Raw genomic sequence first — 23368 nt, forward strand, 5'->3', positions numbered from 1 at the left:
CCGCTGCAATCCTCGGCTCAGGAGCGCAGCACGTTGCCACTGAGGGCGTCCCGGATCGGGGTGGGCTGGGCCAGACCGCCGGTCTCGCCGTCCAGCACGCCGTCCAGCAGACGCAGCAGGCGCGGGTCCAGTTCTTGGCGGGTGCGTGCTGGCGGTTCCCCGGCCAGGTTGGCGCTGGTGGACACCAGCGGGCCACCCCAGGCCTGGCACAGCGCCGCCACCAGCGGGTGGGCGCTGATGCGCACGGCAATGCCGCTGTGTTCACCAGTAATCCAGGGCTGGGCACGCGGGCCGGCCGGCAGGATCCAGGTATTGGCGCCGGGCCAGCTGGCCAACACCGCACGCTGCCGCGCGTCGGGCAGGGCCTCCAGGCGCACCCACCCCTGCAGCTGGGCCAGGTCGGCCGCCACCAGGATCATGCCTTTCTCGATCGGGCGCTGCTTCAGCCGCAGCACCATGTGCACCGCGGCCTCGTGCGAAGGATCGCAACCAAGCCCCCAGACCGCTTCGGTCGGGTAGGCGATCACGCCGCCGCCACGCAGGGTGGCGACAGCAGTGTCCAGAGTGAGTTCTTTCATGGCGGCAACCGGGCCGGCGTGGGGGTTCATTATCCCCCTGCTGCGTGCAGATGGGGTGGAACCTGCCACCCCTCTGCAGAGCATCCACGCATGGCGTGGATCTACTTTGCGGCCTTCTTGACTGCCTTCTTGACTGCCTTCTTCGCCACTTTCTTGGCCGCTTTCTTGGCCGGGGCCTTCTTCGCAGCCGCCTTCTTCGGTGCGGCTTCCTTCTTCACTGCCGCCTTCTTGGCCGGGGCCTTCTTCGCGGCCGCCTTCTTGGCGCCGAAGCCCTTGCGCACCGGCTTGCCGGTTTCTTCCATCAGCTGCTGCACCTCGGCCAGGGTCAGCGATGCCGGCTCGCGATCCTTGGGGATCTTGCCGTTCATCTTGCCGTCGCTGATATACGGGCCGAAGCGGCCGTTCAGCACCTGGATGTCGCTGCCCTCGAACTCCTTGATGATCCGGTTGCGCGCGATCTCTTCCTTCTCTTCGATCAGGAACACGGCGCGGGCCAGGTCGATGGTGTACGGGTCATCTTCCTTCTTCAGCGAGGCATAGGTGCTGCCACGCTTGGCGAACGGACCGAAGCGGCCGATGCCGACGCTGACCGGTTCGCCGTTGTCTTCGCCCAGCGCGCGCGGCATCAGGAACAGTTCCAGCGCGTCTTCCAGGGAAATGGTGTGCATCGACTGGCCGGGGCGCAGCGAGGCGAACTTGGGCTTTTCCTCGGCATCTTCGGCGGTGCTGCCGATGGCGGCGTAGGGCCCGAAACGGCCCAGGCGTACGCTGACCGGCTTGCCGGTCTTGGGGTCGGTACCGAGCTCGCGGGCGCCACTGGCTTCGGCGCGGTCGACCGATTCCTTCTTGTCTTCCACCAGTTCCTTGAACGCCTCCCAGAAGCGGGCCATCAGCGGGATCCACTCTTCTTCGCCGCGCGAGACGGCGTCGAGCTCGTCCTCAAGCTTTGCGGTGAAGTCGTAGTCCACGTACTGGGTGAAGTGGCTGGACAGGAACTTGGACACCGCACGGCCGACGTCGGACGGACGGAAGCTGCGGCCTTCCATTTCCACGTACTTGCGGAACAGCAGGGTCTGGATGATCGAGGCGTAGGTCGAGGGACGGCCGATGCCGTACTCTTCCAGCGCCTTCACCAGCGCCGCTTCGGTATAGCGCGGCGGCGGCTGGGTGAAGTGCTGTTCGGCCAGGATGCGTTCCAGCGGAATGCGGTCGCCGGGCTTCATCGCCGGCAGCTTGCGGCCTTCGTCCTCGTCCTCGGCGCTCTTGTTGTCCTTGCCTTCCTCGTACACGGCCAGGAAGCCGGGCACCACCACGGTGGTGCCGCTGGCGCGGAACACGTGTTCGCTGCCGGCAGACAGATCGACACTGACGGTGTTGAGCGTGGCCGGAATCATCTGGCAGGCCACCGCACGCTTCCAGATCAGCTCGTACAGCTTGCGCTCGTCGTCGGTCAGGAAGCGCGACACCTGCGCAGGCGTGCGCAGGGCCGAGGTCGGGCGCACCGCTTCGTGCGCTTCCTGGGCGTTCTTCGACTTGGTCTGGTAGGTGTTGGGCTGGTCGGGCAGCGAGGCAATGCCGTAATCACGGGCGATCACGTCGCGGATTTCGGCCAGCGCATCCTGCGACAGGTTCACCGAGTCGGTACGCATGTAGGAGATGAGGCCGACGGTGCCTTCGTCGCCGATCGCCACGCCTTCATACAGCTTCTGCGCCACCTGCATGGTCTTGCGGGTGGTGAAGCCCAGCTTGCGCGAGGCTTCCTGCTGCAGGGTGGAGGTGGTGAACGGCGGGGCCGGGCGGCGCTTGCGCTCCTTGCTGGCCACGTCGGTCACGTGCAGCGAGCCCTGCGCGGCCTGCTGGATGCGCAGGCGCGCGGCCTCGGCGGTGTCGCCGTCGGTCACGGTGAACTGTTCGAACTTCTGCCCGTCCAGCTTGATCAGCTTGGCGTTGAAGTGCTGCGACGGGTGCGCGCATTCGGCGCCGATCGACCAGTACTCGCGGGCGATGAAGGCTTCGATCTCTTCCTCGCGCTCGACGATCATGCGCAGCGCCGGGCTCTGCACGCGGCCGGCGGACAGCCCGCGCTGCACCTTGCGCCACAGTACCGGCGACAGGTTGAAGCCGACCAGGTAATCCAGCGCGCGGCGCGCCTGCTGCGCGTCCACCAGGTCACTGGCGATGGCGCGCGGCTGGTTGATCGCTTCCTTGATGGCGCGCGGGGTGATCTCGGTGAACACCACGCGCTGCATCGGCTTGTCCTTGACCAGCCCGCGTTCCTTCAGGATCTCGGCAATGTGCCAGCTGATCGCCTCACCCTCGCGATCCGGGTCGGTCGCCAGCAGGATGTCATCGGCGCCTTTGGCAGCCTTGGCGATGGCATCGACGTGCTTCTCGTTCTTGTCGATCACGTCGTAGTGCATGGCAAACCCGTTGTCCGGGTCGACCGCGCCTTCCTTCGGGATCAGGTCGCGCACATGCCCATACGAGGCCAGGACGGTGTAATCCTTGCCGAGGTATTTGTTGATCGTCTTGGCCTTGGCCGGCGATTCGACGATGAGCAGGTGCTTGGGCATGTCGGGAAAGGTCTGTGGGCGGACCGGGGGAAGGGGCCGCTAGGGTGGAGCAAACGGCCGCATTAGTGAAGCGGCCACGGGAAATTCCATAAACTGAACGCCCGGTAGTGTGCCGGGCGTTCAGGTTTCCTTATTAGAGGAATCATGTCCGGGCGGCCGGTGTCAAGCAGCGCGGCGTGACGACCGCTGCCAGAAGGCCGCCCGGGCGGGTCCGGTCAGCCGGCCATCTTGGCGATCATGCCGATGGCGAAAATCAGCAACACGAAGCCGGCCAGCATCAGCAGGCCGCCGATCACCAGCACCACGATGGTGACGGTGCCCAGTTCGTGGCGCTGCATCTGCGGCTGGTCGGTGAAGGCCCAGCGGTCCACCACCACGGTGTCGCAGATCAGGTCGTGCAGGGCCTGCTTGCGGTCGGTGAAAGCGGCCATCAGGTAGCCGATCAGCAGGGTCAGGCTGCTGAGGATGGTGGCGAAGTAGCGGCCGATACTGCGGGCCAGGGTCAGGCGCTCGCCGTTGCCACGCACCACCTTGATGCCGATGGCCATCTTGCCCAGGGTGGCGCCGCCGCGCGAGGCGTGGAAGAACCCGTAGTACAGCAGGGCGATGACCAGGCCGGACAAGCCACTGAGGATCTGCGCGGTCACTTCGGCGGCCGTGCCGGCGGTGCCGGTCGCCCCCAGGCCGGCGCCGATGCCCACGCCCAGGATGGCACCGATGATCCAGCTGGGGATCAGCAGCACGAAGTAGTCGATCAGGTAGGCGGCAAAGCGCTTCCAGAAGCCGGCGTAGACCACTTCGCCGCCCTGTATGGCCTGGCTGTAGGCGCCACTGGACGTGCCGGGGGCGGCATAGGGCGAACTGCTGAGCGGGCCGGTGCCGGGCAGCGGCGCGGTGCCATTGTCGATGGCGGCGTAGTCGCCGCGCAGGTCGAAGCCGCCACTGGCGTTGGACGCACTGGCATCGGCCAGGGTCTGCAGGCCCAGCTCATCCACCACCTGGCGCAGGGCGGCCCATTGGCCCATGCCTTCGCGCCAGACCAGGGTGTCCAGGGTCAGCTGGCCGCGCTGGAAGCGCTGGCGGATCTCCGTTACCGGCAGCGGTCCCTGCCGCTGCTGTCCTTCTGCGTAGTACCACTCGGTCATTGCATGTCCCCTGTTGGGTCGTCCTTGGTGATGGAGGCCTGTGCCGTTCAGCCGCGGCAGGCGACGGGCAGGTACTTGTCGTCGCTTTCGCCGCTGCATTCCCAGCGGCCGCTGTCGCGGTCGTATTCCTGCCATAGCAGGTCGCCGTCGATGCTCTTGCCCGGTACCGACAGCGTGGCTTCAATGCCGCAGTGGCCATTGTTGAAGCGGCCGATATGCACGGCCGACAGGCCCTGCGCGGCGAAATCGCCGGCGCCCGGGAAACCAGCATCGTTGGCGCCGGGGCAGCGGCCCTGGTCGTCGGCGAAATGCTGCACCTGGTCCTTCAGCGGCTGCAGCGCGGTGATCGCGCCGGCCACCTTGGCCTTCAGCGTGTAGTCGTTGTAGGCCGGCAGGGCGATCGCGGCCAGGATGGCGCAGATGGGAATCAGGATCAGCAGCAGGCCACCGCCGATGATGGCGGTGATGGCACAGCCGGAAAGGCCCTTCTTCGGCGCAGGCGCGGCCATGGCCGGGGCCGCCGCATACGGCGTGGCCGGCGGCAGGGTGGGCGGCAGCGGAACGTCCGGTGGCGCCGGCGCCGGCGGCGGAGGCGGTTCGACCGATGCCGGTGCATCCATCGCCGGCACGATCAGGCCCAGCTCATCGACCACGCTGCGCAGCGGCTGCCATTGCGGCAGGCCGTCGCGCCACACCAGGGTGTCCAGGTTGATCTGGTTGCTGCGGAACAGCGCGATCAACTGGTCCGCAGGCAACGGGCCTTGCTGGCGATTGCCTTCTGCATGGAACCACTCACTCACGGGGGACGCTCCTGAATGCGCACGGCCCCCAAGTGTACGGTCAGTGAAGGGGTTCTGGCTCGTCCACGAACATCTGGGTTTCCATCCAGGCGTAGGCGGCCTCGGCGCCGGGCTGGTTGAACAGCACCATCAGCACCACCCACTTCAGGTCATCCAGGTCCAGTTCGTCCTGGTCCAGGGCCATGGCACGGTCCAGCACCAGCTCGCGCTGGTCGGCATCGAGGATGCCGTGCTGTTCCAGGTACAGCAGGAAACCGCGGCATTCCACGTCCAGCTTGTCCAGCTCGGGGCCGTGGTAGATGCGCACGGGGCCGTCGACCCGGGCCTGCGAAACGCTGGGCCGCTGGGCAGCCAACGCGTCGAGCCAGTCGAACGCCTTGTTGATCTCGGTGGGGCTGAAACCGGCCTGTATCAGGCCATTCTGCAGCGAGTCGCGATCACGGATCAGGTCAGCATCTTCGCTGAAATAGTGTTCAAACAGGTACAGCAGTACGTCCAGGATGCTCTCTTTCATTGCCCCTCGGCCTGCGTCGGGCGACGCTGTGGAGGTGAAGAAACTAGGGAGTTCGACAGTAGCGGCCGTGTACGCACACCACGATTCCCGCCAGTTCCATGGCCAGCAGCATGGAGGACACCTCCGGCGCCGTCAATCCACAGCGCGTGATCAATGAATCCATACTGATTGGGTCGTGGTCCAGCGCGCGCCACAAGGTCTGGTAGTTGCGGTCACCGGCCCACTGGGCCGGCAGGGCTGTCGAGACTGCCTGTTCAGTGGGGGCCGCCAACCGGCTTTGCAAGCCCGGCAGGTGCTGGCGCAGGGCCGGGGCCAGCAGTTCCAGTACGTCTTCGGGGCGCTCGACCAGAGCGGCGCCGTCGCGGATCAGCCGGTGGCACCCGGCCGCGCGCGGGTTCAGTACCGAACCCGGCACGGCGCAGACCTCGCGTCCGGCCTCGGCCGCAAGCCGGGCGGTGATCAGCGCGCCCGAGCGCTGGGCGGCCTCGACCACCACGGTGGCCAGCGCCAGTCCGGCCACCAGGCGGTTGCGCGCGGGGAACTGCCCGGGCCGGGCCGCGGTGCCGGGCGGGTATTCGCTCAGGACCGCGCCTTCGGCGGCGATGCGCGCCTGCAGCCGGGCATTGCCGGGGGGATAGGCCAGGTCAGGCCCGGTGGCGATCACGGCCACGGTACAACCGCCGGCCTCGAGGGCCGCGGTGTGGGCGGCCGCATCGATGCCGGCCGCCAGACCGCTGCTGACGGCCAGCCCGGCCTCAGCGAAACAGGTGGCAAACCGTGCGGCCAGCGCTCGCCCCCCGGGCGTGGGCGAGCGGCTGCCAACCACCGCCACCGATGGTCGCCAGGCCAGGCTGGGATCGCCAGCCACGAACAGGGCCAGCGGCGGGTGGGGCAGGTCCTGCAGCAGCGGCGGCGGGGCCGGGTCGGTGCAGCCCAGTACGTGGTGGTCCGGCGCGTCCAGCCAGTGCCGGGCGGTGCCCAGTGCGCGCGCATCCGGGCCGTGCAGTGCGGCACATTGCGCGGGCGTGCAGCCATGCGCGCGCCAGCCAGCCATGCCCAGGGCCAGCGCGGCCTGGGCGCTGCCGGTGCTGTGCAGCAGGGCCCGGCGCGGCGCCAGCGGCCCTTCGGCCAGCAGCAGGGTCAACAAGGCGTGGGTTTCGTCCATCGGCCGACTATCGGCCACAGACAGCGACGGCGCCCTAGGGCGCCGTCGCATGTGCGTGTCAGGGGATGCCGGGCGTGCCCGGCCCGCCCTTACTTCGCGTCCGGGTGCAGCGCGCTGTAGCCGACCTTCACCGGCTTCACGCCCTGCATCACCAGCGCATAGCTCACGTTGTCGAAGGTGCGGAACACCATCGCGTGGGCCGCGTACTCGTCCGGCAGGGTGACCCGGCCGGGGCCGGTGTTGCGGGCGTCATCCATGCGCGAGGAGGTCGGGTACTTCATGCGGTGGGCCACATGACTGCCCTGGCGCCACAGCGAGAACACCGTGCCGTTGTCCACGCCCTGCGCCCGCCCGGCGGAAATGGCGATGACATCGCGCGGGCCGCCGGCATCGAACATGTCGGTGACAGCCAGCACGCGCACATCCACGCCTTCCACGCTGGCCGCTGGCACGTGCGGGAAGAACTGCAGGTCGTACGGCTGTGCTTCCACCGGCACCAGGCGGTCGCCGGCACGCACTTCGCGGCCATTGGCGTTGCTGTCCAGCACCAGGGTGGAAGCTTCGGTCTTGTCGCCGGCCACCTGGGTGATGGTGCCCAGGCCGACCTGGGCCAGTTCATAGCCCAGCACCCCGCGGCGGTGGTTGGGCGCATTGAAGGCCTTCCACAGGTTGCCGCTGGCCGGGGTGACATCGCCATTGGCGGTCAGGTCCTCGGTGGGCTTGGGCTGGCCGTAGCGCACGGTCGGCCGGACCACGGCCCAACGCTGGCCCGGCTGGGCATCTTCCAGGCGCACATAGGCGGTCTGGCCGCCGGTGGCGCGCAGGCGGTTGTCTTCCAGGCCGACCACGTAGGGCAGGCCGTCAATGCTGTCCACCACGCTCAGCTGCTTCAGGAACGGCTCGACCTGGGCCAGCGGCACCCCGGTCACGGGCGCTTCCTGGCGCGGGCCGGGCTTGGCCGTCACGCGGTCCAGGTAGGCCAGGCTGAGCACGTCACCCGGGTAGATCAGGTGTGGATTGGCGATCTGCGGATTGGCTTGCCAGATCTCGGGCCACAGCCAGGGTTTCTGCAGGAATTTCCCTGCAATGTCCCACAGCGTGTCCCCTTTGCGGACCACATAGGTGTCCGGGTGCCCGCCATTCACTTCAACGGCGGTAGCATAGGCAGCCACGGTCAGCATCGCCGCGGCGAGGACCGTACGAAAACGAAGCAACATAGGTGCGAAGCCCTGATTCCCCAACAGGTTGGCGCACTATAGTCCAGAAACCGGGGCGCAAGGCAAGCGTTGCAGATAGAATCTGCGACGTATGCCGGCGTTGCCCCGGCCCCCTACCCGGAAACTGCCATGGCTCTGCTCCCTATTCTTGAGTTCCCCGACCCGCGCCTGCGCACCAAGGCGGCCCTGATCGAGGCCACCGAGGTCACCACGCCGGCCTTCCAGGAACTGATCGACAACATGTTCCAGACCATGTACGAAGCCCCCGGCATCGGCCTGGCCGCCAGCCAGGTGGACGTGCACAAGCGCTTCATGGTCATCGACGTGAGCGAAGAGAAGAACGAACCGCGGGTGTTCATCAACCCGGAAATCGTCGCCAAGGACGGGGGCCAGGTGTACCAGGAAGGCTGCCTGTCGGTGCCGGGCATCTTCGCTGACGTCACCCGTGCCGACACCATCACCGTGAAGTTCCTGGACCGCCAGGGCCAGCCGCAGGAGCTGACCACCGACGGCCTGCTGGCGGTCTGCGTGCAGCACGAGATGGATCACCTGGACGGCAAGCTGTTCATCGACTATCTGTCGCCGCTCAAGCGCGAGATGGTGCGCAAGAAGCTGGCCAAGCAACGCAAGCACGTGGCGTGATCGCCACGCCGGGCCGGCCGCTGCGCCGGTCCGCGCCTGCGCCCAGCGCGCGGGCTGCACGGCGCCTGACCATGGCGCCGTTCTTTTTTCTGCACGAAATCATCCTGCAAGTGGGGTCGCCATGAGGATTGTCTTTGCCGGTACGCCGGAATTCGCGGTGTCGTCGCTGCGCGCCGCTGCCCGCCACCATGAAGTCGTGGCGGTCTACACCCAGCCGGATCGCCCGGCCGGTCGTGGCCGTGGCCTGGCGCCCTCGCCGGTGAAGCTCGAAGCGGTGGCCCGTGGCATTCCGGTGTACCAGCCGGAAACCCTGAAGGATGCAGCCGCACAGCAGCAGCTGCGCGATCTGCAGCCGGACCTGATGGTGGTGGTGGCCTATGGCCTGATCCTGCCCAGGGCGGTGCTGACCATTCCGACCCATGGCTGCTGGAACGTGCATGCCTCGCTGCTGCCGCGCTGGCGTGGCGCCGCGCCGATCCAGCGTGCCATCCAGGCGGGCGATGCCAGCACCGGCGTGTGCCTGATGCAGATGGAGGCCGGCCTGGATACCGGCCCGGTGCTGCTGCACCAGGAACTGCCGATTGCCGCCACCGATACCGGCGGCCAGCTGCACGACAAGCTGGCTGAACTGGGCGCGCAGGTGCTGTCCGATGGGTTGGGCCTGCTGCGTGCGGGCATCAAGCCGGTGGCGCGGCCGCAGCCGGAACAGGGCGTGACCTATGCACACAAGCTGGACAAGGCCGAGGCGAAGCTGGACTGGGCGCAGCCGGCCGACGTGCTGGCGCGCACCGTGCGGGCCTTCAATCCGTGGCCGATCGCCGAAGCCACGCTGGCGGGCGAACGCGTGCGCATCCATGGCGCGGTGGCGCTGGACCTGGCCCATGGCCAGGCCCCGGGCACGGTGCTGGTGGCGGGCCGCGAAGGCATCGACATCGCCTGTGGCCATGGCGCACTGCGCCTGCGCGTGCTGCAGCGCGAGGGCGGCAAGGCGATCACCGCCGCCGATTACCTCAACGCGCGCCGCGATCTGCGCGCAGGGGTGTAACCGGTGGGCAAGCAGAACGATTTTTCGGTGGCCAAGGCCGCTCCCGGGGCAGCGACCCGCATGCTGGCCGCCCGCGTGCTGGCCCAGGTGTTCACCCGCGGCCGTTCGCTGAAGGCCGAGCTGGCGTGGGCGCTGCCCAAGCTGGCCGACACCCGCGACCGCGCCCTGCTGGAAGCCCTGTGCTTTGCCGTGCTGCGCCGGCGCAGTACCTACGACGCCGCCCTGCAGGGCTGGATGCAGAAGCCGCTGTCGGCGCGCGATGCCGACCTGCGCACGCTGCTGATGGTGGGCTTTGCCCAGCTGGACGTGCTGGAACTGCCGGCCCATGCCGCGCTGTCGGCCACGGTGGACGCCGCGCGCGCGCTCGGCCGCGAGCGCCAGGCCGGGCTGGTCAATGCCATCCTGCGCCGCGCCCAGCGAGAAGGGTTCCCGCCGCAGCCGGCCCGCGATGCCTTCCCGGAATGGTTGGCGCAGGCCGTCGAGCGCGACTGGCCGGCCCAGGCCGACGCCATTTTCGAGGCCAGCCTGCAACCGGCGCCGCTGTGGCTGCGTGCGAACCGGCAGCAGGGCGGGCGTGACAAGGCGCTGGCGGCGCTGGCCGAGGCCGGCATTGCCGCCGAGCCCAGCCCGCTGTGCGCCGACGCCCTGCGCCTGTCGGTGCCGGTGCCGGTAAACCAGTTGCCGGGGTTTGCCGACGGCGCGCTGTCGGTGCAGGACCTGTCGGCGCAATGCGCCGCTGACGCACTGGCGCCCGCGCCGGGCGCACGCGTGCTTGATGCCTGTGCGGCGCCGGGCGGCAAGTCGGCGCACCTGCTGGAACGCGACCCGAGCCTGCGCCTGCTGGCGCTGGACATCGACGCCCGGCGCCTGGCACGGGCCCGCGATACCTACACCCGCACCGGTGTGGGCGAGGGCGCGCAGACCCAGGTGGCCGACGCCAGTGATACCGCGGCCTGGTGGGACGGCACGCCGTTCGACGCCATCCTGCTGGACGCCCCGTGCTCGGCCACCGGCGTGATCCGCCGCCAGCCCGACGTGATGTTCCACCGCCGGGCCGAGGACATCGAGGCGCTGGTGGGCGTGCAGGCACGCCTGCTGGAAGCCTGCTGGTCGATGCTGCGCCCCGGCGGCGTGCTGCTGTACGCCACCTGCTCGATCCTGCGGGCCGAGAACGTGGACCAGGTGCGGGCCTTCCTGAAGTGGCATCCGGACGCGCAGGCGGCGCCGCTGGGCGACGCTTTCGGCGTGGACTGCGAGGGCATCGCCCGCCAGCGCCTGCCCGGAAGCGATGACGCTGACGGATTTTTCTACGCGCGTCTGCTAAAAACAGCCTGACCTTTTCAATCGCCGAGTTCCCATGCTGAAAACCCGCGCATCACGCGAGACGTGGCTGTTCGTAGTGATGGCCCTGCTGGTGCTGGGCGCCGGCCTCGGGCTGCGCGACCCGTGGCCCTCGGATGAACCGCGCTTTGCCCTGGTGGCCAAGCAGATGGTGGAAAGCGGTCAGTGGCTGTTCCCGCACCGGGGCCTGGAGCTGTATTCAGACAAGCCGCCCATGCTGATGTGGTGGCAGGCCACCCTGTACAGCGTGATCGGCAACTGGCGGGTGGCCTTCCTGCTGCCCTCGCTGATTGCCGCGCTGGGCACGCTGTGGTGCGTGGTCGACCTGGGCCGCCGGCTGTGGACGCGGCGTGTGGGCCTGTACGCCGGCTGGGCGCTGCTGTTCGCGCTGCAGTTCACCTTCCAGTCGAAGAAGGCGCAGATCGACCCGCTGGTGGTGCTGTTCATCACGCTGGCCAACTACGGTCTGCTGCGCCACCTGCTGCTGGGCCCGGCGTGGCGCTGGTGGTGGCTGGGCTGGTTCTTCGCCGGCATCGGGGTCATCACCAAGGGCGTGGGCGTGATCGCCCTGCTGATGATCGTGCCGGCGGCCATCGCCTCGGCGCTGCACTGGCCGCGGGTGCGCCTGCACGTGCGTGATGTGCGGTTCTGGCTGGCCCCGCTGGCGTTCCTGCTGGCGGTGGCGTTGTGGCTGCTGCCGATGGTGCTGACCGCGCTGGCGACCCGATCGGGCGAGTACCACGCGTACATGAACGACATCCTGTTCCGGCAGACCGCCAAGCGTTACGCGCAGTCCTGGGACCACCACCAGCCCTGGTGGTACTTCCTGGGCACCATGCCGTCGATGTGGATTCCGGCGTTCCTGCTGGTGCCGTGGGCCATTCCCGCGTGGCGCCGGCGGCTGCAGCGACGCGATGCCCGCTACCTGCTGCTGCTGGGCTGGTGGGCGCTGATCGTGCTGTTCTTCTCCATTCCCAATGGCAAGCGCGACGTCTACATCCTGCCGTCGCTGCCGATGTTCTGCCTGGCGCTGGCGCCGCTGCTGCCGGGCCTGCTGCGCCGGCGCGACGTGCAGTGGCTGCTGGGCGCCTTCACCCTGTTGCTGGCGGCGGTCACCCTGGGCGGTGGCATCGCTGCGCTGATCGGCCAGCCTGGCTTCGAGGTGCGCCTGCAGCAGGCGCGCGGCATGGCGCCGGGGGTCATGAACCAGTTGGCCTGGGCCGCGCTGGCCATGGGCGGCTGGGCCGTGGCCAGCCTGCTGCTGTTCGGCCGCCGCCGCTGGCACTTGTCGCTGGTATCCACGCTCACCGTGGTCTGGGTGCTGTACAGCCTGGTGGGCTATCCGCTGTTGAACGATTCCAGTTCGGCGCGGGGCCTGATGCAGGCCGCCGGCAAGCGCATCGGCCCGCAGGCCGAGCTGGGGCTGGTGGCATGGAAGGAACAGAACCTGCTGATGGCCGACCGCCCGGCGGCGACATTCGGCTTCAAGGTGCACTGGGACGAACAGCTGGTGGCCGGCGTGCGCTGGCAGCAGTTGGCGCCGGACCGGCGTTGGCTGCTGGTGCTGGAAGACGCCCTGCTGCCCTGCATCGACCGCAGCCAGGCCGAACTGGCCGGTATCGCCAACCGCCGCCGTTGGTGGTTGGTGCCGGCAACGGCAGTGCAGGGCCGATGCGTGGCCAATGCCGCCGAGCGGGAACGTGAACGGCAACTGCAGGATGATGAGTAAGCGTTCGCTGTCTGGTTTGTCCAGACTGCCCAGTCGGCCCGAAACACAGTAAAAGGTAAGGGCGGGAGTGGCCTGGCCACTCTTCCGGAATTTCCGCAGGAACGCAGTGATCGCTCTGAACGTGGCAGCTTCACCGGACAACAAGGACGCGCGCGCCGGCACCGTGCTGGCGGCCCCCACCGGGGGACGCCACGGCGTGGCCCATTGGCTGGCCCAGGTCGGCCTGTTCTGCATGCCGGCGCTGGTGCTGACCCTGCCCAGCAACCTGCTGGGCTATGCGGTGCTGCTGTTCACCAGCACCCTGCTGGCCCCGGAACTGCTGTGGCGGGCCCGGCGCATGGAGCCGCTGACGCTGAAACTGCTGACTGCCCTGATGCTGGCGGTGGTGGTGCTGGGCGTGTGCTCGATCCTGCTGTTCCAGCAAGGGCTGCGCGATGTCGACAACCGCTCGCGGTTCCTGGTCATCCCGTGGCTGGTGCTGTGGGTCTGCGCGCTGCGGCCGGACATGCGCTGGCTGTGGCGCGGGGCGCTGGTCGGGCTGCTGGGGACGTTCGTGCTGGCGCTGGTGCAGGTGCTGCAGGGCGCGCCCCGTGCCGAACTGTCCACCAATGCCATCGTGCTGGCCGACATCGTGGCCATGCTGATGGTGCTGCTGGTGTTCTGTCGCCCGTCCCGGCGCTGGTCGCTGGTCATCGTGGGCATGGCGGCCGGCTGCGGCACCATCGTGCTGACCGGCAGCCGCGGAGTGTTCGCCGCCCTGCTGGCGCTGCTGGTGGTGCTGGCCCTCAGCCTGCGTTGGCGCACCGGTGCGGCACGCCTGTCGGTACTGGGGGTGATGCTGGCGCTGGGTGCCACGCTGATGCTGTCGGTGCCCGAACTGCGCCACCAGCTGCGCCTGACCGAGCTGCACAGCGACGTGCAGCGCCTGGAGCAGGGCGATGCTGATTCATCGGCGGGTGCGCGCGTGGAACGCCTGCAGGTCGCCTGGGAGGCGTTCAAGGATCATCCGTTCACCGGGGTGGGCATCGGCCAGTTCGATACGGCCATGCAGCGCCTGCCGGTGTGCCGTGCCGACCCGGCCGAGCTGCGCTGCCACCTGGGCCATGCCCACAACGACCTGGCCGAGTGGAGCGCGACCCAGGGGCTGCCAGGCCTGCTGCTGCTGCTGGCCGTGTACGGGGTGCCGCTGGGCGTGTTCGTGCGCCTGCACCGGCGCAGTGGGCGGGCGACGTTCCGTGGCCCGGCGGCGGCGGGCATCATGATCGTGGTGGCCTACGTGCTGTGCGGCCTGACCCAGTCGATGTTCGCCCACCAGATGACGGCCAGTTTCTACGTGACCATCGTCGGCCTGCTGGCCGGTCTTTCCATGGTCGAAGGCGCGCGGCACCGCAGGGTGTAGCGTCGAGCCATGCTCGACGGCGTTGCCCCGTCCGTCGAGCATGGCTCGACGCTACAGGTCCTGCGGCGGGTCGGCCACGGCCTGGCCGTTGCCCAGCATCCACAGCATGATGGTCTTCTGCCGCACATAGTTGGCCCGCACGTAGGCGTAGACCAGGCCGTGCCAGCCATCGCGGAAGCCACCACGGAACACGAACCCGCGCCAGAACCGCCAGGCCGGCGCCAGCACCAGCTTGCCCAGGGTGGCCCGCTTGCCACGCGCGAACTCGTGCTCGGCCATCATCCGCGCGTACTTTTCGGTCTTGGCCAGCTGCTGCTGCAGCGAACGGTACGGGTAGTGGATCAGATCGCCGCGCAGGGTACCCACGCTGCCGTCCACGCTGGCCGCTTCGTGGATCTCGCGCTTGCCGCGCCAACCGCCGTGGCGGCGGTCGAACAGGCGCAGCACGCGGTCGGGGTAGGCATTGCCATGGCGCAGGAATCTGCCGAAATACTCGGACAGGCGCGCGAAGCGGTAGCCGGCGTGGTCGCTGAAGCCGCCGTCGCGGGCGGCCTCGATGGCCGCGCGCAGGTCCGGGCTGATGCGCTCGTCGGCGTCCAGGCACAACACCCAGTCGTGCTGCGCCTGCGCCACGCAGAAGGCCTTCTGGCTGCGGAAGCCGTCGAACGGCCGCTGCAGCACGCGGGCGCCGGCGGCCTCGGCGATGGCCACGGTGGCATCGGTGGAATACGAGTCCACCACCACGATCTCATCGCAGAAGGACAGCGAGGCCAGGCAGTCGCCGATGCGGCCGGCCTCGTTGAACGCGATAATGCACGCCGAGATGCGAGGCCGTTCGATGGGAGCGGTCGTGGAGGACATGATGGCCGGGTACCTGTTGTTTGCGACGGAGCGCTATGCGCTGCCTATTCTCGCCCCGTTGGCGCAGGCGTTGCACGCCTCGGGCCAGCAGGTCAGTGCCTGGTTCGAAGGCGGTGCGGCCGGCAGCGCGCTGCCCGGGGTGCCCACGGTGGGCCTGAAGCAGGCCCTGGCGCTGCGCCCGCGGGCAGTGTTCAGCGCGGCCAACTGGGTGCCGACCTTCCTGTCCGGGGCCAAGGTGCAGCTGTTCCATGGCTTCAACGTGGAAAAGCGCGACAGTGCGCGCGGCCACTTCCGGGTGCGCGGCATGTTCGATCTGTACTGCACCCAGGGCCCGGCCACCACCGCACCGTTCCGGCAGATCGCCGATCAGCAGGGTCATTTCGCCGTGGCCGAAACCGGCTGGCCGAAGCTGGACCCGCTGTTCCGCGACGATGGCGGTGAAAGCGCGGCGTTGCGCGCGCCGGCGGCCGGGCGCCCGGTGGTGCTGTTCGGTTCCACCTTCACCGAGCGCCTGAGCGCGGCCCCGCACCTGCATGCGCAGATCGCGGCCGACATCGCCGCCGGGGATCGCTACTGGCTGCTGACCCTGCACCCCAAGTGCCCGCCCGAGCTGTTCGCGCGCTACCGCGCGCTGGCCGGTGCCAACGCGCGCTTCATCGAACCCGAGCAGGTGATGGCCGCGCAGCGTGCCGCCGACGTGCTGGTATCGGACACCTCGTCGATCGTTTCGGAGTTCATCGTGCAGCACAAGCCGGTGGTGACCTTCCGCAACCGGGTGCCGAAGCCGCACATGATCGACTTCGATGCCCCCGAGCAACTGCCGGCGATGCTGCAGCGCGCGCTGCACCCCGATGCGGCGCTGACGGCGGAGATCGTGCGCTATGCCGATGCCATCCACCCGTATCGCGATGGGCGCTCCAGCGAGCGGGTGATTGCCGCCACCGAGGATTTCCTGGCCGGCGAGATGGGCGCGTTGCGGCGCAAGCCCTTCGGTACCTGGCTGCGCGATCTGCAGATCCGCAAGGATATGGGCTACTGGGGCCCGTCGCAGCGCTGACGAGGGGGCGCTGGCGGCACCGGCCGGCACCCCGCGAAAATCCCGCGCTGCGCGCGATAGTCGACCAACGGTCGACTCTACCGTTGGGTTGCCACGCGCCTGTCAGTAGATCCACGCCATGCGTCGATGGTGTTTCCGGCCCCGCCTGGTCGACGGGGTAGAGTCGACCGTTGGTCGACTGCTCTTCATGAATTGCCCGAAAACCCCGCGCTGCGCGCGATAGTCGACCAACGGTCGACTCTACCGTCGGGTTGCCACGCGCCCGTCAGTAGATCCACGCCATGCGTGGATGATGCTTGCGGGGTTACCAGCGCTGGTTGGCTGGGTAGAGTCGACCGTTGGTCGACCGCTCTTCATGAATTGCCCGAAAACCCCGCGCTGCGCGCGATAGTCGACCAACGGTCGACTCTACCTTCGGGTTGCTACGCGCCAGTCAGTAGATCCACGCCATGCGTGGATGATGTTTCCGGGGTCGGCGTTACCAGCGCAGCTTGCGCCGTGCCAGCGCCTGGGCCAGTTGTTCCATCACCTGCTGCGCGCGGTCCTGCGGCAGGTAGCGCAGGGTCAGCGCCACATCGCCGTGTGCGCCGGCGGTATCCAGCTGCAGGCTGGCGGTGCCCAGCAGCTTGTCCAGTGGTGTGCGGCGCAGGCGCAGCGCCTGCACCTTGTCCAGTTCGGCCCAGCGCCACCAGCGCTTCCACCAGCCGCCGCGCACGGCCACGAAGTGGTCGTCCAGGTACCAGCCCATGCGCGCCATCTGCCGGTGCGCGGCCAGCAGGGCGATCGGCAGCCAGGCCAGCACGGCCAGCCCGAACGTGCCCCAGCGCCAGTACGCTGCAGCGGCCAGCAGCGGCACCAGCAGCAGGCTGCCCAGCGCCAGCCTCCACCAACCGCGCTGGCGCACCGGCTGCCACCGCGGCGGCGGCCAGTGCAGCTGCGGCAACAGGTGCTGCACCAGCCCGTCGCAGGTCGCCGCCGGTGCCAACGGGGCCAGTTCGCGCAGGGCGCGGTCATCGTCGCGCGAGGGCCCACCGGCGGCGCTGTCGATGCGCAGCTGGCGCAGCCCGAACCAGCGGTGCAGGGTGCTTTCGCGCAGGGTCCAGGCCTGGATGCGGCGCCGCGCCACGCTGCTGCGGGTGCGGCTGAGCAGGCCGGTGGCCACGGTGAGGCGGCGCTCGCGCTCGCTCAGGGTGAAGCCGTGGTAGCGCAGCAGGGTCAGCGCCACCGACAGCACGCGCAGTGCCAGCCAGCCCAGCAGCAGCACGCTGGCGGCCAGCAGCAACGCACCGGTGGTGCCGGGGTGCAGGTGGCTGACGAAGCCGAAGGCCTGGCGGCCACCGCGCTGGATCGCATCGTCCATCACCGGCCGCGGCACGGTCTGGAACAACAGGCCGAAGGCGGCCACCGCCAGTGCCCAGCCGCGGTTGGACAGCAGACCCATGCGCAGCACGTCCCAGCTGGACAGGCGCAGCAGCACCTGGTCCTGCGCATCGTCCGGCGCGACCGCCTGCGGTTGATCATCGGCCACGGCCTGTGGCGCCTGGCCGCGCTGGCGCACCAGGTGTTCCAGCGCCAGCGCCTGGTCCAGCCGCAGCACGCGCATTTCCGCTTCCGGGCGTACGCCGCCGGCCGATTCCAGGCGCAGTTCGGCCACGCCGAACAGGCGGTGCAGCGGGTTCTGCCGCACTTCCACGTTGTGGATGCGGGCGAAGGGAATTTCGCGCCGGTTGCGCGAGAGCAGGCCGCTGCGCACGGTGATCGCATCGGCGCCGATCTGGTAGCGGTAGCTGAGGTACTGCAGCACCGACACCAGCACCAGCGCGACGATGGCGCCCAGCGGAATCAACTGGGCCCACATCGGGTCGCGGTCACCGCGCTGGCCGAACACCAGCAGCGCCACCAGCGGCAGGAAGTAATGGCGCAGCTGCATCAACAGCACGAACAGCCACGACCAGGGGTGCAGGCGCTGGTCCTGGCCACCCGTGGGCAGCGCGGCAGGCAGGGGCGGCGGCTGGTTCACAGGGCGTCGGCGTCCTGGTCCAGCTGGTGGGCCAGCGTGTCGCGCAAACGTTCTGCATCGGCCTGGTCCAGACCGTTCACGGTGACCGCGCTCATGCGCGTGCCAGCGGTATGCACGATCAGCGTGGCCAGGCCGGCGCGGCGCTCCAGCGGCCCGCGGCGCAGATCCAGATGCTGCACGCGTGACACCGGCACCCGCGTTTCCAGCTGCCACATCAGGTCGCGGCGCAGGCCCAGTCCCTGCGCGTCCAAACGCCAGCGCGTGCGCCGGGTGCGGCGGTGGCCGATCCATGCGCCGAACAGCACACCGACCAGCAAGGCCGCAGCGGCACTCCACAGGCCACCTGGGGCGTCGAAGAACCAGCAGGCGGCGGCCAGCGGGGCGCCGGGAATGAACACACCGCCGAACGCGCCTTCCAACGCGGCCAATGCGGCCGCGCGCGCGGGCAGGGGCTGCCAGTGGTCCAGGGGCGGCGCAGGGTCGGCAATCGGCAGGTCGGTCACGCAGGCATCCGTCGGGCAGCAGGGCGGGCGGTGGCGGCCGCAGCCGCACCGCGCTGACGGTAGCAAATCGGCCGCGTTACTGGGCGGCCTGGATCAACGCATCCACATCCAGCAGGTGGCCGGCGCGGTCGGCCTTGGTGCGCAGGTACTGCTCGTTCTCGGCGGTGATCTCGCCGGTGACCGGAATGCAGTCCAGCACTTCAATGCCGGCATTGCGCAGGCGCTGCGCCTTGGTGGGGTTGTTGCTGAGCAGGGCCACGCGGGTGATGCCCAGGCCGTGCAGCATGGCCACCGCGCTGCCGTAGCGGCGCTCGTCGGCACCAAAGCCCAGTTGGGCATCGGCATCGATGGTGTCCAGGCCGTCGTGCTGGTAGCCGTAGGCGCGCATCTTGGCGGCAATGCCGGTGCCGCGGCCTTCCTGGTCCAGGTACAGCAGCACGCCGCCGCCCAGTTCCTTCAGCTTGCGCAGGCCGCGCCGCAGCTGGTCGCCACAATCGCACTTGAGCGAACCGAACAGGTCGCCGGTCAGGCACGAGGAATGCACGCGCACCGGCACCACGGCCGACAGGTCGGGTTCGCCGACGATGATCGCCACCTGGTCGCGCTGGGCCACGCCACCGCGGAACACGGCGAAGGTAGTCATGCCCACGTCGCGCAGCGGTACCGGCGAACGTGCCACCAGTTCGTAATCGTGGGCGGCATGGGCGGCACCCTCGGCCAGATCGCACAGGGCCACGTCGGCGGCGCCGTCGAAGGTGCGGTCATCGTCTGCCAGGCGCACCGCCACCATGGCCGGCAGCAGCAGGCCCAGGCGGGCCAGCTCCACCGCACCGGCGTCGAAGGCATCGCCAGCGCTCCAGCCGTCCGGCATCGGGCCCGGCTCGCGCAGGTAGCCCAGCGACGGCAGCGCATCGAAGGCGATGCCGGCCAGCGGCAGGCGCGCGCCGTGCGCGGCGTCCACGCCCAGCACGCGGGCGCGGGTGGCGGTCAGGAACAGGTAATGGCGTTGCTGCGCGGCGTTGGCGAAGGCGGCGAAGCTGCTGGCGGTGGCGCTGTCCAGCGCGATCACCGCCAGGCGCTGGCCCTGGCCGTCGTGCAGCAGGACCGGGCGACCGGCACGCAGTTCGGCCACCGCGCGTTCGCAGCGGATCGCGGCAGGGTCGCCGAACAGGGAAGAAGCAGGCATGGCAGGACCGGGGGAGGCGGACATCGCAGTCTCTATGGGGGCGCCGGCGTCGTATTCAACATAGCGCGATCGCTGGCGTCCCGCCGTCAGTGCGGGTGCTTCTCGGTGGCGTAGGGGTCGTCTTCGCCGCTGCCCGGCGGCCGCAGCGTGTAGCGCTTGTAGGTCCACTGGTACTGCGCCGGGTCGCGCCGGGCAATGCGTTCAATGCCCGCATTGAGCGCGGCCACGGCGACCTGCGGGTCGGGGTCGGCCACGGCCGGGTCGGTCGGTTCGATATGCAGGGCGAATTCCATGTCCGGACCAACACGTTCGCACCAGCCGTACAGCACGGTGGCGCCGGTGCGCTCGGCCAGCCGATTGACCAGGGTCATGGTCAGCGCCTGCACGCCGAAGAACGGCACGAACACGCCGTCGCCGGCCTTGGGCTGCTGGTCGGGCAGGATGCCGGTGGCACCGCCGTCCTTCAGCACCTTGAACAACTGGCGCACCGCCGGGCCTTCGGCGCGCACCTGCTGCACGTTCTGTCCGCCGCGCACCAGCTGCAGGAAGGCATCGCCGGCTTCGTCTTCCGGCGGCTTGTAGACGATGGCGATCTGCCCGCGCGAGGCCAGCCACTGGTTCAACAGCTCCCAGTTGCCGAAGTGCGGGGCGGCCACGATTACCCCCTTGCCGCTGGCCAGGGCGGCGTCGTACAGGGCCTGGCCGTGGCGTTCCTTCAGGTGCAGCCGCAGGTTGTCGGCCGGGGTCTGGCTCCACAGGCGCAGCGTTTCGATGGCCTGCAGCGCGGTCGAGCGCAGCACCTGGCGGTGCAGGGCGGTGCAGGTGGTCGCGTCCAGTTCCGGGTAGGCCAGTTCCAGGTTGCGGCGGGTCACCCGGCTTTCGCGGGCGTCCAGGCGGATCCACGCCCAGGCCAGGGCGTGCGCGAACCCCCGCAGCAGCGGCCAGGGCAAGCGGGCGAACAGGGTGGTGGCGCGGTAGACCAGCCGGGCTTTGCGTTGCGGATTCATCGCCCCCAGTTTAGCCAAGGGCGCTGCTATCGTGGCCGGCCGTGTTCAAAGGAAGCCCCGCATGCTCGTCCTGATCCAGCGCGTCAGCCAGGCCGCCGTCCACGTAGAGGGCGACGCGGTGGGGCAGATCGGCCCGGGCCTGCTGGCCCTGGTGGGCATGGAGCCGGGCGACACCGAGGCGCAGCTGCAGCGCATGGCCGAACGCCTGCTTGGCTACCGTGTATTCGCAGATGAGGCCGGGCGCATGAACCGTTCGCTGCGCGACACCGGCGGCGGCCTGCTGCTGGTCAGCCAGTTCACCCTGGCCGCGGACACCCGTTCGGGCATGCGGCCCAGCTTCACCAGTGCCGCCCCGCCGGACGAGGCTGAACGCGGGTTCAACCGATTTGTCGAGATCTGCCGTGAAAATCATGCCCCGGGGGTGGAAACGGGCCGATTTGGTGCCCATATGGTCGTCAGCCTGGTCAATGACGGTCCCGTGACCTTCCTCCTCAGGCCCTAGGCCGCCGGGACCACCGCCCGGCAGGCCGGGCCCCGGGCTGGTATAATGCTACGTTCCCTATTTCTCCCTAGCCGGTGGCGCGAGCACTACATGGCCAACGAACGTCCTGCCCAATCCGAAATCAAGCAACTGATCAGCAAGGGCCTGGAACAGGGCTACCTGACCTACGCCGAAGTCAATGACCATCTGCCGGACGACATGGTCGACCCGGAACAGATCGAAGACATCATCGGCATGATCAACGGCATGGGCATTGATGTCCATGAAGTTGCGCCGGATGTGGAAACCCTGCTTCTGAACGACGGCAACACGGGCAACCGTGAGGTCGACGACACCGCGGCCGAAGAAGCCGCCGCAGCGCTGAGCGCGCTGGACACCGAAGGTGGCCGCACCACCGACCCGGTGCGCATGTACATGCGCGAAATGGGCACCGTCGAGCTGCTGACCCGCGAAGGCGAAATCGCCATCGCCAAGCGCATCGAGGAAGGCCTTTCGCAGGTGCAGGCCGCGCTGGGCCAGTTCCCGGTGTCGGTCGAATCGCTGCTGAGCGATTACGAAGCGCACAAGGAAGGCAAGAAGCGCCTGGCCGAAGTGATCGTCGGCTTCAACGACCTGGCCGACGAAGAGCCGGCGCCGCCGGCTGCCGCCGCCTCCGATGACAGCGACGACGCTGACGCCGATGGCGACGAGGACGAGGACGATGATGTCGACGGTGGCGATGAAGAAGCCGCACCGACCGGTCCGGACCCGGAAGAAGTCGCTGCGCGCATGCAGGCGCTGAGCGATGCCTTCAACGCCTTCAAGAAGGCTGCCGGCAAGAACGACAAGAAGAACCTGCCGCGCCTGCGCGAAGAAATGTCGGCCGTGTTCGTCACCCTGAAGCTGCCGCTGCCGCTGACCGACGTGCTGACCAAGCAGCTGCGCGACACCATGGCCAGCATCAAGGGCCACGAGCGCCGCGTGCTGAACCTGGCTACCGTCACTGCACGCATGCCGCGCAAGGACTTCATCCGTTCCTGGGAAGGCAACCAGACCAACCTGGAATGGGTGGAAGACGCACTGAAGCGCAAGCAGAAGTGGTCCTCGGCCCTGCGTGAAGTGAAGGACCAGATCATTGCCGAACAGCAGGCGACGATCGACATCGAGAAGCTGACCCAGCTGGACCTGGAAGAGCTGAAGGAAATCAGCCGTGCCATGGCCTACGGCGAAGCCAAGGCGCGCAAAGCCAAGAAGGAAATGGTCGAGGCCAACCTGCGCCTGGTCATCTCCATTGCCAAGAAGTACACCAACCGTGGCCTGCAGTTCCTCGACCTGATCCAGGAAGGCAACATCGGCCTGATGAAGGCCGTGGACAAGTTCGAGTACCGCCGCGGTTACAAGTTCTCGACCTACGCCACCTGGTGGATCCGCCAGGCGATCACCCGCTCGATTGCCGACCAGGCACGCACCATCCGTATTCCGGTGCACATGATCGAGACGATCAACAAGTTGAACCGCATTTCCCGCCAGATGCTCCAGCAGTACGGCCGCGAGGCTACGCCGGAAGAGCTGGCCAAGGAAATGGACATGCCGGAAGACAAGATCCGCAAGGTGATGAAGATCGCCAAGGAGCCGATCTCGATGGAAACCCCGATCGGCGACGACGAGGATTCCCATCTGGGCGACTTCATCGAGGACACCAACGTGGAGTCCCCGATCGAGAACACCACCAACATCAACTTGTCTGAAACCGTGCGCGACGTGCTGGCCGGCCTCACCCCGAGGGAAGCCAAGGTGCTGCGCATGCGCTTCGGCATCGACATGAACACCGATCACACGCTGGAAGAAGTCGGCAAGCAGTTCGACGTGACCCGCGAGCGCATCCGCCAGATCGAAGCGAAGGCCCTGCGCAAGCTGCGCCACCCGAGCCGTTCGGAACAGCTGCGCAGCTTCCTGGATATCGACTGATTTCCGGGTTGCGCTGATGTGTTGAAAGAACCCCGCTTCGGCGGGGTTTTTTTTGGGTAGCGCCGGGTGATGACCGGTGGATTCGGATCTATATTCGTACCGTTTACGTAACACTATTCGCGCTGCTTCCTGCCCTA

General features: G+C 68.5%; 20 protein-coding genes. 8 read left to right on the plus strand and 12 right to left on the minus strand.

The window, feature by feature from the left end:
- Positions 1-17: 17 nt before the first annotated feature.
- The 7 genes from tsaC to AC06FA_RS00825 form a co-directional block, all read right to left on the minus strand.
- Positions 18-608, minus strand: a complete 591-nt coding sequence (gene tsaC / locus AC06FA_RS00795; RefSeq protein ID WP_478066697.1) for an L-threonylcarbamoyladenylate synthase type 1 TsaC — start codon at positions 606-608, stop codon at positions 18-20.
- A 71-nt stretch (positions 609-679) separates the two neighbouring features.
- A complete protein-coding gene (locus tag AC06FA_RS00800; protein WP_478066698.1) occupies positions 680-3151 on the minus strand; it encodes a DNA topoisomerase I in 2472 nt (823 codons plus the stop codon).
- Between the two features lie 215 nt (positions 3152-3366).
- Positions 3367-4296 carry an RDD family protein gene (locus AC06FA_RS00805; protein ID WP_478066699.1) on the minus strand — a complete coding sequence of 310 codons (930 nt, stop codon included), beginning with the start codon at positions 4294-4296 and terminating at the stop codon, positions 3367-3369.
- A 47-nt stretch (positions 4297-4343) separates the two neighbouring features.
- The gene (locus AC06FA_RS00810) at positions 4344-5096 is read right to left on the minus strand and encodes a GYF domain-containing protein (RefSeq protein WP_478066700.1); all 753 of its coding nucleotides are present in this window, start codon (positions 5094-5096) and stop codon (positions 4344-4346) included.
- Between the two features lie 40 nt (positions 5097-5136).
- The gene (locus tag AC06FA_RS00815) at positions 5137-5610 is read right to left on the minus strand and encodes a DUF494 family protein (RefSeq protein ID WP_312709766.1); all 474 of its coding nucleotides are present in this window, start codon (positions 5608-5610) and stop codon (positions 5137-5139) included.
- Between the two features lie 43 nt (positions 5611-5653).
- The gene (gene dprA / locus AC06FA_RS00820) at positions 5654-6775 is read right to left on the minus strand and encodes a DNA-processing protein DprA (protein ID WP_478066701.1); all 1122 of its coding nucleotides are present in this window, start codon (positions 6773-6775) and stop codon (positions 5654-5656) included.
- A gap of 89 nt (positions 6776-6864) precedes the next feature.
- Positions 6865-7992, minus strand: coding sequence for a LysM peptidoglycan-binding domain-containing protein (locus AC06FA_RS00825; RefSeq protein WP_478066702.1), 1128 nt, complete (start codon positions 7990-7992; stop codon positions 6865-6867).
- A 129-nt stretch (positions 7993-8121) separates the two neighbouring features.
- On the opposite strand from AC06FA_RS00825, the gene def reads away from it, so the two are divergent.
- The 5 genes from def to AC06FA_RS00850 all read left to right on the plus strand — a co-directional run bounded on the left by def (position 8122) and on the right by AC06FA_RS00850 (position 14148).
- Positions 8122-8634: a peptide deformylase gene (gene def / locus AC06FA_RS00830; RefSeq protein WP_312709771.1), complete on the plus strand. Its 513-nt coding sequence runs from the start codon at positions 8122-8124 to the stop codon at positions 8632-8634.
- Between the two features lie 121 nt (positions 8635-8755).
- Complete coding sequence (gene fmt / locus AC06FA_RS00835; RefSeq protein WP_478066703.1) at positions 8756-9679, plus strand: methionyl-tRNA formyltransferase; 924 nt, start codon at positions 8756-8758, stop codon at positions 9677-9679.
- Between the two features lie 3 nt (positions 9680-9682).
- Positions 9683-11014 (plus strand): 16S rRNA (cytosine(967)-C(5))-methyltransferase RsmB, encoded by a 1332-nt coding sequence (rsmB, locus tag AC06FA_RS00840; RefSeq protein ID WP_478066704.1) that lies wholly within the window; start codon positions 9683-9685, stop codon positions 11012-11014.
- A gap of 22 nt (positions 11015-11036) precedes the next feature.
- Complete coding sequence (locus tag AC06FA_RS00845; protein ID WP_478066705.1) at positions 11037-12749, plus strand: glycosyltransferase family 39 protein; 1713 nt, start codon at positions 11037-11039, stop codon at positions 12747-12749.
- A 232-nt stretch (positions 12750-12981) separates the two neighbouring features.
- On the plus strand, positions 12982-14148 hold the full coding sequence (locus AC06FA_RS00850) for an O-antigen ligase family protein (RefSeq protein ID WP_478066852.1): 1167 nt from the start codon (positions 12982-12984) through the stop codon (positions 14146-14148).
- A gap of 51 nt (positions 14149-14199) precedes the next feature.
- On the opposite strand, the gene AC06FA_RS00855 is transcribed toward AC06FA_RS00850, so the two are convergent.
- Positions 14200-15009: a glycosyltransferase family 2 protein gene (locus AC06FA_RS00855; protein WP_478066706.1), complete on the minus strand. Its 810-nt coding sequence runs from the start codon at positions 15007-15009 to the stop codon at positions 14200-14202.
- Between AC06FA_RS00855 and AC06FA_RS00860 the strand changes: the two genes are divergently transcribed.
- Positions 15008-16066: a CDP-glycerol glycerophosphotransferase family protein gene (locus AC06FA_RS00860; protein WP_478066853.1), complete on the plus strand. Its 1059-nt coding sequence runs from the start codon at positions 15008-15010 to the stop codon at positions 16064-16066. The genes AC06FA_RS00855 and AC06FA_RS00860 overlap by 2 nt on opposite strands.
- A 478-nt stretch (positions 16067-16544) precedes the next feature.
- Here the strand turns inward: AC06FA_RS00860 and AC06FA_RS00865 are convergent, their stop codons facing one another.
- The 4 genes from AC06FA_RS00865 to AC06FA_RS00880 form a co-directional block, all read right to left on the minus strand.
- The gene (locus tag AC06FA_RS00865; RefSeq protein WP_478066707.1) at positions 16545-18086 is read right to left on the minus strand and encodes a PH domain-containing protein; all 1542 of its coding nucleotides are present in this window, start codon (positions 18084-18086) and stop codon (positions 16545-16547) included.
- Positions 18083-18589, minus strand: coding sequence for a PH domain-containing protein (locus AC06FA_RS00870; protein ID WP_478066708.1), 507 nt, complete (start codon positions 18587-18589; stop codon positions 18083-18085). The genes AC06FA_RS00865 and AC06FA_RS00870 overlap by 4 nt, the downstream gene beginning before the upstream one ends.
- A gap of 76 nt (positions 18590-18665) precedes the next feature.
- Positions 18666-19799 (minus strand): GTP cyclohydrolase II RibA, encoded by a 1134-nt coding sequence (ribA, locus tag AC06FA_RS00875; protein WP_478066709.1) that lies wholly within the window; start codon positions 19797-19799, stop codon positions 18666-18668.
- Positions 19800-19861: 62 nt separating this feature from the next.
- Positions 19862-20782 carry a lauroyl acyltransferase gene (locus AC06FA_RS00880; protein WP_478066710.1) on the minus strand — a complete coding sequence of 307 codons (921 nt, stop codon included), beginning with the start codon at positions 20780-20782 and terminating at the stop codon, positions 19862-19864.
- Positions 20783-20843: 61 nt separating this feature from the next.
- On the opposite strand from AC06FA_RS00880, the gene dtd reads away from it, so the two are divergent.
- Entirely contained in the window at positions 20844-21284 is a 441-nt protein-coding gene (dtd, locus tag AC06FA_RS00885; protein ID WP_478066711.1) for a D-aminoacyl-tRNA deacylase, read from the plus strand.
- A 90-nt stretch (positions 21285-21374) separates the two neighbouring features.
- On the plus strand, positions 21375-23231 hold the full coding sequence (gene rpoD / locus AC06FA_RS00890; protein ID WP_478066712.1) for an RNA polymerase sigma factor RpoD: 1857 nt from the start codon (positions 21375-21377) through the stop codon (positions 23229-23231).
- Positions 23232-23368: the final 137 nt, after the last annotated feature.

Source organism: Stenotrophomonas sp. Steno-C17 (genome assembly GCF_056393165.1).

What these genes read in the sequence shown, in the direction of transcription:
- rpoD (WP_478066712.1), top strand. Translation starts at nt 21,375, where the DNA reads ATGGCCAACGAACGTCCTGCCCAATCCGAAATCAAGCAACTGATCAGC.
- AC06FA_RS00800 (WP_478066698.1), bottom strand. Translation starts at nt 3,151, where the DNA reads ATGCCCAAGCACCTGCTCATCGTCGAATCGCCGGCCAAGGCCAAGACG.
- def (WP_312709771.1), top strand. Translation starts at nt 8,122, where the DNA reads ATGGCTCTGCTCCCTATTCTTGAGTTCCCCGACCCGCGCCTGCGCACC.
- AC06FA_RS00825 (WP_478066702.1), bottom strand. Translation starts at nt 7,992, where the DNA reads ATGTTGCTTCGTTTTCGTACGGTCCTCGCCGCGGCGATGCTGACCGTG.
- dtd (WP_478066711.1), top strand. Translation starts at nt 20,844, where the DNA reads ATGCTCGTCCTGATCCAGCGCGTCAGCCAGGCCGCCGTCCACGTAGAG.
- dprA (WP_478066701.1), bottom strand. Translation starts at nt 6,775, where the DNA reads ATGGACGAAACCCACGCCTTGTTGACCCTGCTGCTGGCCGAAGGGCCG.
- AC06FA_RS00880 (WP_478066710.1), bottom strand. Translation starts at nt 20,782, where the DNA reads ATGAATCCGCAACGCAAAGCCCGGCTGGTCTACCGCGCCACCACCCTG.
- AC06FA_RS00815 (WP_312709766.1), bottom strand. Translation starts at nt 5,610, where the DNA reads ATGAAAGAGAGCATCCTGGACGTACTGCTGTACCTGTTTGAACACTAT.
- AC06FA_RS00805 (WP_478066699.1), bottom strand. Translation starts at nt 4,296, where the DNA reads ATGACCGAGTGGTACTACGCAGAAGGACAGCAGCGGCAGGGACCGCTG.
- tsaC (WP_478066697.1), bottom strand. Translation starts at nt 608, where the DNA reads ATGAACCCCCACGCCGGCCCGGTTGCCGCCATGAAAGAACTCACTCTG.
- AC06FA_RS00855 (WP_478066706.1), bottom strand. Translation starts at nt 15,009, where the DNA reads ATGTCCTCCACGACCGCTCCCATCGAACGGCCTCGCATCTCGGCGTGC.
- ribA (WP_478066709.1), bottom strand. Translation starts at nt 19,799, where the DNA reads ATGTCCGCCTCCCCCGGTCCTGCCATGCCTGCTTCTTCCCTGTTCGGC.
- fmt (WP_478066703.1), top strand. Translation starts at nt 8,756, where the DNA reads ATGAGGATTGTCTTTGCCGGTACGCCGGAATTCGCGGTGTCGTCGCTG.
- AC06FA_RS00850 (WP_478066852.1), top strand. Translation starts at nt 12,982, where the DNA reads ATGCCGGCGCTGGTGCTGACCCTGCCCAGCAACCTGCTGGGCTATGCG.
- AC06FA_RS00860 (WP_478066853.1), top strand. Translation starts at nt 15,008, where the DNA reads ATGATGGCCGGGTACCTGTTGTTTGCGACGGAGCGCTATGCGCTGCCT.
- AC06FA_RS00845 (WP_478066705.1), top strand. Translation starts at nt 11,037, where the DNA reads ATGCTGAAAACCCGCGCATCACGCGAGACGTGGCTGTTCGTAGTGATG.